We start from the raw sequence: 11,968 nt of genomic DNA, 5'->3' as shown, positions 1-11,968 counted from the left end.
AAATAATGCTTTTCCCTAAAAATTCAATTGAATAGAATCAAGCGCGTTCTCTTCTTCCTCATTGCTGCCGCTCAATCCGATATGTTCGATTAGAATGCTTGGCTGTTCCAAAATCGCCGATAGGATGTGTAAGTAGTCGTTTGATAAAACCTCGATTCTGCTTTTCTTAAACAGTTTTTTCGAATATTCAAACAGTCCGTGATAGTTGTCTTGGTCCGCCTGAATCGACAAGGTCAAATCGAATTTGGCAACCGGATGATGAAATGGATACGGCTTGAGTTGAAGAGAATCAAAAGTCAATTCAGCATGATCGAGATTTTGCAGCACAAACATCGTATCGAATAAAGGATTGCGGCTTGAATCTTTTGGAAGATGCAGATGCTGAATTAATTCTTCCAACGGATAGTCTTGATTTTTATAAGCGTTCAGCATGTTTTCTTTTACTTCGTTTAAGTAGGCATCAAATGTTTTACGGCCCGCCGGGTGATTGCGAATGACTAACGTATTGACGAACATTCCCACGACCGGCTCTACATCCAAATGAGTCCGCCCGGCAGATGGCGTTCCTACGATAATATCTTCTTGTCCGCTGTACTTGGATAAAAGAATCGTATAGGCTGCCAATAAAATCATATACAGTGTTGCTCCTGTGTCTTCTTCCATTTGGCTTAAACGCTGTTTCAAGTGTTCGGGTATAAGAAATTCAAATGATTCGCCTTCGTAATCGCGTATGGCAGGTCTCTCATAATCCGCAGGCATATCCAGTACAGGAATATCACCGTGAAACTGATCCAGCCAATACGCTTCCTGGCTCTTGATGTTCCGTTTCTGAATGTCCGATTGCTGCCAAACTGCAAAGTCTTTATATTGAATAGAGAGCGGGTCCGGTTCGTTCCCCTCGTAGATTCGGCTTAAATCTTTCATCAGAATATTGACGGACACGCCGTCAGAAATGATATGATGCATATCAACCACAAGCACGTGCCGCGCAGGTTCAATTTCAATCAGTCCGGCCCGCATCAGCGGCGGTTTGGCTAAGTCAAACGCTTTGATGAAATCAAGCACACGGTCTTCCGCTTCTTCTTCGCTTGCTTGAATCCGTTCTATCGTAAAGTCGACGTTCTGATGAATACGCTGTGCCGGCTCGCCTTCATATAAATCAAAGCTGGTCCGCAACGCTTCATGACGCGCGATTAATTTTCGGAAAGCGGCGTTTAACCGTTCGGGATCGATCGTCCCTTCCACATTCATGGCACCCGTCATATTGTAAGTCAGCTCGCCGCCTTCTGTGTGACTTAACAAATACATACGCCTCTGAGCTGAAGAAACCGGATAATATGGCATTTCCTTTGCAGCCGGAATCGGTACATATCGGTTTTTGTCCATGTGTAACGCCTTGTCAGCCAATTGTTCAATGGTAGGAAACTTGAATATGTCTTTTAGAGACAGATTCACATCCAGCTCTTTGTGAATTCTGGCGGCTAAGGCAGCCGCTCGGATGGAGTTGCCTCCGAGATCAAAGAAATTATGTTTGATCCCCGCATGGCTTATTCCGAGCACTTCCTTCCATAAATCTGTCAGTTTGGACTCCGTCTCATTACCCGGCGGAACATATTCAGCTGTCAGCTGCAGACTCGCTTCTGGTGCTGGCAGTGCCTTACGGTTTATTTTCCCGTTGGACGTTAACGGCATATGCTCCAGTTGGACAAAATAGGACGGAATCATGTAGTCCGGAAGCTCCGATGACAATTGTTCCCTAAGCTGCGCAGCCGCTATAGGCTTGTCGCTTACGTAATACGCGCATAATTGTTTTAAGCCGTCTTCTTCTTCTTTCACTGTAACCGCGGCTTTTTGCACCGCTTCCGCGTTATGCATTGCTGCTTCAATTTCACCAAGCTCGATTCGGTGTCCCCTGATTTTGACTTGTTCATCAACGCGCCCGATATATACAAGATTTCCGTCCTTCAACCGCTTAGCCAAATCCCCTGATTTGTACATCTTCGCTCCCGGGACATACGGGTTTTCAACAAATTTCTCTGCCGTTAAATCCCGACGGTTCCAATACCCTCTGGCAACACCCGGTCCGCTGATATATATTTCGCCGATTACCCCGATCGGAACCAGATTTCTGCTTGCATCGGCCACATAAATATCCGTGTTGGCAGCCGGAGTGCCGATCGGTACAAATTCCCGCTTGTCCCGTTCTGCGTCGAAGTGATAAATCATACATCCGACGACAGCTTCCGTCGGTCCGTATTCATTGAAAATGTCCAGCCGGCCTTTAAACTGCTCGCTGACACTTTTGGCCAGACGGGTGCTTAAATTTTCTCCGCCGACAATCATTTTCCGTATTGCGGTGCCGCCAGCGATATTCATCTCCTTGATGACGTGCAGATGTGCCGGGGTCAACTTGATCATGTCTATTCTTGAGTCCCGCATAATCTCAGAAAGCACAGCGCTTTTGTCTTCGCCGTCAAAGACAATGATGGTATTTCCCGTAACCAGCGGCGTAAATATCGAGGTCACAGTCAGATCGAAAGAGATGGAAGAGTATAATGGGAAGTTGGTTTTCTCACCTCTTACATAGACCTCTTTCGCCCACCAAATATAATCAGCCAGTCCCTGATGCTCAATGAGGACACCTTTTGGATTTCCCGTGGAACCTGACGTATAGATCATGTAGGCCAAATCATGCGCATCGCTGTCCGATTCAAGATTCGAGTGATCCTCATGGTATGAGTTTTCCTCATCCAAAAGCACAACGTCACCATCATACGGTAATTGATCCAGCAGGCTGCGCTGTGTCAACACAACCTCCGCCCTTGAATCTCTCAGCATATATTGGATCCGATCTTCCGGATATTCAGGATCAATAGGCACGTATGCGCCGCCTGATTTCAGAACAGCCAAAATACCAACAATCAACTCGATGCGATGCGGAGAGATGATGGCAACGAATTGATCCGCTTGTACGCCTTTTGTCCGTAACATCCGCGCCAATCGGTTCGCCCGTTCATTGAGCTGTCTGTACGTATACCGCTCATTGCCAAAAATAACGGCTGCATGATCGGGACTCTGTTCCGCCTGCATTTCAAACCATCGGGTTACTGTTTCGTTATGCGGATACGGCGTCTTTGTGCCGTTACACTCCGTCAGCAGTTGATGCCGTTCGGTTTCAGACAGCATAGGAACGGAAGACAATGTCATCTCCGGCTGCTCAACAAGACTGTTTAAAATGCCGGTATAGTGTCTGGTGATCTGTTCAATGGTGTCTTTTGTGAATCGTCCCGGTTTATAATCAAAATGCATCTCTATCTGTTGACCGGCATCTTCGATCGTGAGCATCAAATCATACAAAGAGACCCCTGGATTTCGTTCTTTCACTTTAAATGTACATTCATTGTGCCGGATTTCATGAAATTCAATGTTTTGAAACACAAACATCGTGTTAAACAGAGACTTTCCGGTTGTTTCCCGCTGCACATTTAATTTCTCCACAAGCCGGTCGAATGGATAGTCTTGGTTTTCGAAAGCGTCAAGCGTCTGCCGCTTTACTTCTTCCAGATAATCCGTAAACGTTCTATTGGCGTGCGGCTTCGTCCGGATTCCGATGGTTTGTATGAAAATACCGATGATTTTTTCGATATCCGGATGATTTCTTCCTGAAGCAGGCGTGCCTACGACAATGTCTTCTTGTCCGGTATATTTATGAAGCAGCACATTATAGGCGGCCAGAAGCACCGTATAGAGAGTGGTTTCCGCCTTTTGCGCCAAATCTTGAAGCGAACGGATGACATCCGGCTGTAAGGAGCATGTCACACGCTGTCCCTCAGAAGACCGTTCTGCCGCTTTTGAACCGTCTGTCGGCAGGTCAAGGATGGGAATTTCGTCTTGAAATTGTTCCAGCCAATATGTCTCCTGTCGCTTCATGGCATCCTCATTCAGCCGTTGGTTTTGCCATTCTGCGAAATCTTTATATTCAAATTCAATGTCCGGTAATGGTTTCTGATGATATAAAGCCAGCAATTCATTTGTAAGGATGTTGACGGAATAACCATCCGAAATGATATGATGCATATCGATGAGCAGTTCGGCCTGCTCGTTTTCAATCTTGATCAGCTCCGCACGAACTAACGGAGCTTGGTCCAGGCGGAACGGTTTTACAAACCGGTCTGAATAGGCATCAAATTCGTCCCGGCTCATTGTCCGGACATGAACGTTAAAATCAACTTCGTTTTCAAGTTTCTGAACGATATCGCCATCTATAATGTCGAAATACGTGCGAAACGCTTCGTGCCGCTGCATCACTTGTTGAAGAGATGAGATCAGGGCTTGCTCATCGTACTTCCCTGTTATTGATATTTGGCCGAACATATTTTGCGCCAGCTGATCCGGTTCCAGTTGGTGCAGGAAATATACTCTTTGCTGCGCCGGCGATGTCGGGTAATACGCTTTTTTCTCGGCAGCCTTCATCGGGAGGTGCACGACTTTTGTTTCGTTCTGAATGAAATGTGCTAATTCCTTAACAGTCTGGTGATTGAAAAATTGTCCGATGGAAACCTTTTGATGAAATGTCTTCTGAACTTTGGAAAGCATAAGCGTCGCCTGGAGCGAGTTTCCTCCCAGAGCCAGGAAGCGATCTGATCTGCCGACCCGTTCAAGGCCGAAAAGTTCCTCCCAAATCCGCGCCAGCTGCCGTTCCGTTTCATTTATCGGCGCCTCGTAGGCTTCAGTGAAATTTGCTGTATTGCTTCCTATTGAAGAGACCCGCTTCTGGTGTTCGGCATACAGTTTTTGTAAATCGTGCTGTTCTTCATCGGAAAACATCATCATGGCGTCAAGAGGGATTGAATCCCCCTCAACCATTTTTTGCAGCAAATTTGTAAAACCCGCTCCCCACTTTTTCATGATTTCCGGACTGATGACGTTCGTATTAAAGTCGAAATCAAGAACATATTCTTGATGCGCGTCTGTTATGTTAAGAAATAAATCGTACAGGGTGCATTTTACCGGGTATGCAACGGGCTCCGCTTCCGCCTTTCCGAAATGCAGCTTTCGAAAAGGCCTGTCTAAATTAAAGATAATACGCATATCCGGCACTTGATCGTGCGGAAGCTCTCTGGCCACCAGTGTCATCGGGACGGCTTGGTGCCGCATTGCAAGATTCACGCTTTCTTTCATACTGCCAAGATAACCGGTTAAAGTGCTTTCTGAAGTAGACGTGTTCTTCACCGGAATCATATTGACGCAATTTCCAATCAGATCATGCTGTTTTATATGCGATTGACCTGCTGCGGGGATCCCGATCACAAGGCCTGACTGTTTGGTAAGCCGGTGCAGAAAAAGATGAAATGCACCCAGCATTGTCACAAATACGCTATTTTTCATCTGAATGCTTAATGACCTTAAAGCCTCGCTCAATGGCCGTCCAAGCCTGACGGTACACCGGTCTCCCTCATACCCGTTCGGATAACGGACAGAACCTGTGCTCGGCAGAATTGGCTGCTGAATCGGTTCAGAGAAATGACGCCGCCAATAACGGACCCCTTCTTCATAATGGCCGCTGTCAATCTGTGCCTGCTGCCAGTCTAAGTATTGGCGAAACGAAACATCTGCCTCTTTCGGTGAAATCGGTTTTCCTTGTACGATTGCCGCGTAGTTGCTCTCCAGTTCTTGAACAAATACGGCGATTGACCATCCATCGGCAATGATATGATGGAACGTGAGCACAATCAGATGTTCATTGTGAGCCGATGTAAGCACATGGATTCTAAACAAAGGCTTTTGTTCATGGAAATGGAACGGCCGCTTGGCATCTTCTGTCAGCCATTTTTGAATTTCCGACTCCCGATGTTCATGCGGGTGAACGGTAAAATCAATGACTGGTATTTCTATATTCATCCGTTCATGCACTTGCTGTACCTCGTCATCGGGATGAATCACCGTACGTAAAGCTTCATGACGGCCAACGATATGCCGGACGGCTTGTTTTAATGGTATATGCTGCAGTTCGCCCTCCACTTTCAGCATAATGGACTGGTTTAAAGCGGCGGACGCTTCATTCCCGTAATGGGATGCCATAACCAACTGCTTTTGTTCAGGTGAAAGCTCGCGCGTCCCGGACTTTTTACGGCCTCCGCCATCAGGGGAGTCCGGGCCTTCCGGAATAAATCCGCCTCGGCGAAGATCCTCCACCGTGTCTTTCACCGCTTGAATAATCTTTTCGATATCATCAGCGGTATGCGCCGCAGACAAGAAGCAGTTGCGTCCTTCCCACACATAGACACCTTTATAGTTGAGATGGTAAAAGAACAAGTCATTATCAAGCGATGAGACAAACCGGAATAAAGAACCGAATCGAACCATGCGGATAGGCACTTGCGCTTGTTCGAAGCAGCGATTCAGCTCATCCACCAAGTAGGCTGTTTTTTGATTAAGCTGCTCATACAGATGTTCTCCCTCGGTTTGTAAATGACGAAGCACGGCTAATGACATTCTCATGGTAAGCGGATGAGTATTGAAGGTTCCGGCCACAAACGTGCGTTTCGCCTCGTCTTGCGGGTAGGAATCATCCCCATACTGCCAGGTGCCCCCGTCGATCGCATTCATGAACTCAGCTTTTCCGGCAACTACCCCTAACGGCTGTCCGCCGCCGATGATTTTTCCGTAGGTCACTAAATCAGCCTGAATGCCGAACCATTCCTGTGCGCCGCCGAGACCGATCCGAAATCCGGTAATAATTTCATCCATAATCAGAGCTGTTCCGGATTGCTGCGTGATCGCCCGCAATTCTTTCAAAAATGCCCGCGGCTGCAAATCCGGTCTGCGGCTTTGTACCGGTTCCACCAGTACGGCTGCCAATTCATCACCAAGACTGCGGATCACGTCCAGCGAATCGGGATTGTTGTAATGTAAAATAATCAAATCATCCATAAAGCTCTGCGGTATACCCGGAGCCAGCGGGTTCGCAGACGCAGCTCCGCCTTTTGTGCCGGCAACCCCTAATACGCCGTCAAACGTGCCGTGATAAGACCCCGAGAACGCCACGACTTTCTTTCTTCCTGTTGCCGCCCGCGCCAAACGCAGGGCAACCATGACGGCCTCTGTTCCGGAATTATAGAAAGCGACCCTTTCTACCCCGGTACATGTGCGGATCCGGTCGGCAACTTCACCGGCGACATCTGACATCGGTCCGAGCGGAGGCAATGAAGAACGGGCTGAATCATCGATAACCTGTGTAATAAAGGAAGGATGATGCCCGAAAAGGTTAACCCCGAATCCCATGGTGACATCGATATATTCATTTCCGTCAATATCCCACATTTTAGAACCGTCAGAACGTTCGGCGATAATCGGGTATACGATTTCCTTCCAATATGAACGGAAGCTGGACAAGTTGCGGTTGTTTGCATGAGCAAATCGGGTGTTGTCCGTATATTGTTTGGAACCTTTCGTTTTATCTGCGTATTTCTTGATGAAATCTTCTAAGTATTGTTTTTGCCGTGCGGTATAGTGTCCCTGTTCATGCAGGTTCTGAGGCTGGAAAGGAACATAGGGTTTCGCTTCTTGAGCCGCTTTCTTTTCTGCAGTGACGGCCGGAGGCCCCTGCTGGACAGAAGGAATTGATCTCTCTTGCGCTTTAGCGTATTCTTTCTCATCGGAATGATGTCCGCTGTTTCTCAACAAATTAAAGCTATGTAATTGAGCTTGCAAGGTATCCTGAATTAATTGATTCTGAGAAGCGATTATTTTTTCGAGCATATGCTCTTGATGACCTTCTCTGCGATCCGATTCAGACTGTGCTTCTGAAATGACCTGCATTTCCTGCGCCGGAACATTCTCTTGAGGCGGAGCGGATGCAAAGGACGATGGAACGGTCTCAGCCAAGTAATCTATGACACTTTGAAGGTTGTTCATCGTATCAAAAAAACGATCCATCGGGATGTCTGCCCCAAATTCGTCCGCGATGGCTTTTTTGACCTGTGACAGCATGATAGAATCCATTCCGAGTCCGATAAAATGAGCATTCAGATCGAGTTCCTCCGCTCTGATCCCCGAAGCATTGCTGATTACAGTTTTCAGGAAGGATTCAATGTGCGACTTCGATTGATTGATATTCAATGCTGCTTCTCCTCTCTTTTCGTCCTCGTTTAAGCGCAATTGGTCAGCTTCAGCCCAGCATCGGCTCCGTTCAAACGGATACACGGGCAATGGCGTCTTTTGTACAGTTTCACCTGAATAAAGCGCGCGCCAATCGATAACGGCTCCTTGCACAAATAATTCGGCGGCGCGATGCAGCCATGTGATCCGTTCATCTTGCGTACGTAAACGCTGCTTAATCAGTGCGGCTGCTTGTTTATTCAGCTCTTCTTTATGAGCGGGCAGCATTTCCTTCATATTCTTGTAGCCGATGTATACACCGGGAAGGTTTCTGTCTCCCTGAATCAGGCGGGTCAGCTTATCCGATAGTTCTTGTTTACCGGATACAATCATGGCAATGCCATGATCCAAATGAGCCCTGCCCGTACTGGCTGTATAGCAAATGGACTTTAATGAAGCTTGGCTGTCATCCGATACATATTGCCGGTACTGCTGTGCGAGTTCATAGAGTGATTTTTCAGTATGAGCGGATAAAACAAATAGGTGCGGCCCATGTTCATCCTCGGGCGCATACTCACTTTGAGAAATATATTCTTCCAATACCACATGAGCGTTCGTTCCGCTAAAGCCAAATGAGCTGACTCCGCCTCGCAGCGGCTCATCACCGGATGGGAACGCTGCAGCTTCCTGGTTTACGTAAAATGGTGAAGAGTGGAAATGAATGAGCGGATTAGGTTCATTAAAGTGCACTAACGGCGGATTTTTCTTGTGATTCAGCATGAGGACAGATTTGATCAGCCCGACGATGCCTGCCGCTTCAAACAAATGACCGATGTTCGATTTAACAGAACCAATCGCACAAAATTGTTTTTTTGCCGTATACTTTTCAAACGCTTTACAAAGCCCGTTAAATTCAACCGGATCGCCGAGCTTCGTTCCGGTGCCATGCGCTTCGATGAAAGACAGTGTTTCAGGGGCAATGCCCGCGTCTTTCCAGGCCGTCTCAATGACCTCAGTCTGAGCTGCCGGATTCGGTGCTGTAATCCCGGCGGTTGTTCCGTCTTGATTCAACGCGCTTCCCTTGATTACGCCGTAAATATGGTCTCCGTCGCGAACAGCATCCTGCAGAGGTTTCAGCAGGACTGCGGCCGCGCCTTCACCTGTGCCAGTACCGTCTGAATCTTTGCTGAACGTTTTCGTGTACCCGTCCGAAGATTCCATATCAAGTCCGATACAGATCGGCAAGAGCGATGTCCGGATACCGCCGGCAAGAGCCATTTCACAATCGCCGGATATTAAAGATTTACATGCCATATGAACGGCGGCAAGCGATGAGGAGCACGCCGTATCGACTGTCACCGCCGGCCCTTTTAAATTTAAGAAATAAGCGATTCGGCTGGCTAACACGGAAGGGAGATTGCCCACGATATATTGATGAAGCTCCTCCGGATAATTCGCAGAAAGGAGACGTTCATAATCGTAGCCCACCTTCGAGTACCCTGCATATACCCCGACACGGCTCCCGTTCATGCTGCCGCCGGCATAGCCCGCATCTTCAATCGCATGCCATGCAGACTGCAAAAACAGTCTTTGGTTAGGGTCCATAAACTGAGCCGTTTTAGGAGCTAAACCGAAGAACGAGTAATCAAAGCGGTCGATTTCATCTAAATAGCCGCCCTTCACAAACTGATTCTCATTGATTTCGCTTTGGATGGACTTTAAATAATCCGCCGCATCTTTCAGCCGGGATGCAGGGTATTCTCGAATGCTGTGCTCACCTTTTTCAAGCAGATTCCAAAAATCATTTTTAGTTGATGCTCCAGGGACATTGAGCGACATCCCGATAATGGCGATATCTTTCGGCGTCACGTGGCTTGGTTTCGCTGCCACGTCCTGCTTGATTTCAGCCCGGCTTTCAGACAGATATGCCGCTAAATCAGTGATAGAAGGATACGTAAAGAGATCTGAAACGGCAAGCTCGCGTCCGAATTTCTGTTCTATGCGCTCGGCAATCTGCGATAACTGTAATGAATTTGCTCCCATATCAAAATAACTGTCAGCGAGGTGAACCTTTTTCCCATTGAGTACATCGGAAAAGATAGACAGTAATTCCGTTTCAATTTCATGAATGGGAGTCTGTCCGGACGTTTCCGGGCTGCTCTCCAAATATTCATTGATGGCGGCAGACTCTGTTGAAAAATTCCCTGCCTCATACTGTCTGGCAAGTTCGTAGCGTTTAACCTTTCCGCTGGTTGTTTTAGGGAGTTTTCGGATCGGAAGGACATCTTTTATGCTCCAGCCGCCCCGCTTGAGCAAATGCTTTTTTATCTCTTTGACAAGCGGTGCGAATTTTTCAGGTGATTTTTTGTAAACAACAAAGAGCACGATTTCTCCGCTTTGTGTCTTTTGATCATATACACCGCAGGCGGCAACCCTTCCTAAGTCAACCTCTTCCATTTCAATCGCGACCCGTTCAATATCGTGCGGGTAGATATTTTTTCCGTTCACGAAAATAATGTCCTTTTCTCTTCCCGTTACGACTAAGTTACCACTTTCACTAATGAATCCGAGGTCTCCCGTTTTTACCCAGCCGTCAGAAGTCAGCGCTTTTTCCGTACTCTCGGGGTTGTTATAATACCCTTGAGTCACATTGTCTCCTTTGATCTGGATATGGCCGATGATTCCGTCTTCTACTCTTTCATTTGCTTCATCGGAGATCCGAAGCTGACAATAGTCAATAGGTCGTCCCACTTCGACGAATGAAGCGCAATTTTGATCCTCTTTGCTGACGTTTACAGCTCTTTCACCAAGATTTAAATAGTCACGATGCAAATAAACGGGAACGAATTCTTTACCTAATTTAGAGAATGCTGCGCCGACCGAAGCTTCCGCTAAACCGTAAACATTCAAAATGGCGGATCTTTTCAGATTGAATGCTGCGCATCTTTTCAAAAATTCGTCACATAGCTCCGGCAATATCGGTTCTGCACCGTTTGCGATGACCTTGATGTGGGATAAATCCCAGTCTGGTTCGTTTTTCAGAAATTTAAGGAAGTAGTTGTATCCGAAATTAGGAGAGGATAGAATACTGGCTTTATGTTCATGAGCTTTTTTCATCCAAAGGATAGGTCTGCGAATAAATAATTCTGTAGGCATCAGATTTTGATTGATTCCGGTTATGAAGGGAACAAGGTGGCAGGCGATGAGCCCCATATCATGCGTTAAAGGCATCCATGATAAGAAAGAGTCTTTCGAATGAACGGCTAGGGCATTCCCAATGGCGCACGTGTTATGTATTAAGTTGTGATGCGTTAACATGACTCCTTTTGGATCTCCTGTCGATCCTGAAGAAAATTGGATAAAGGCGAGTTCATTCGCACCAGGTTCATAAAACGAAGCGGGGTAATCGTAGGTTTGATCTTGAATGATGTCAGATTTTTCGTTTAATTGATGATGGAAATCCTGTAAATCGTGTTCTGCAGCGTATTTCTTTATTTTGTCCAATACTTTTTCAGAGGTAATCAGAAACGGGTGATTTAATATGTTCCAAATGCGCCAGACCTTCAGCTTATGGTCATCATCTTCTCCGATACTGACCGGCACCGGGATCATTCCTCCTAATATACAAGCCCAAAAAGCAACGACAAATGATTTGTTTTCTTGGATTTGAAATACAATTTCCTGCTTCGGCTGAATGCCGATATGCTGTAAATAGCCAAGATATCCTTGCGCCTCTTCAAACAATTGGCGATAAGAGACAACCGTCTCGTTTTTATCGGATTCGATAAAACGGATCCCGCGGTCAGAGATATTGCTTCTTTCCCGAATGACATCTACTAAGGTTTGGAATTGACTGGTATACATAGGT

Annotated in this window: 1 protein-coding gene; it reads right to left on the bottom strand. The window is 46.7% G+C overall.

The genetic code is table 11. The features are described from left to right. Positions 1–15: 15 nt before the first annotated feature. Positions 16–11,964, bottom strand: a complete 11,949-nt coding sequence (bamA, locus tag AC2CGA_RS01860) for a bacillomycin D hybrid PKS/NRPS BamA (RefSeq protein ID WP_484480109.1) — start codon at positions 11,962–11,964, stop codon at positions 16–18. Positions 11,965–11,968: the final 4 nt, after the last annotated feature.

It is taken from the genome of Bacillus sp. SYZHCR11, from assembly GCF_057196865.1.
Note: the sequence above shows the minus strand (reverse complement) of the source record. Positions and strands in the feature narration are given on the sequence as shown.

Bases quoted from the DNA above. Each gene is read 5' to 3' on its own strand.
- bamA (WP_484480109.1), bottom strand. From the start codon at position 11,964: ATGTATACCAGTCAATTCCAAACCTTAGTAGATGTCATTCGGGAAAGA.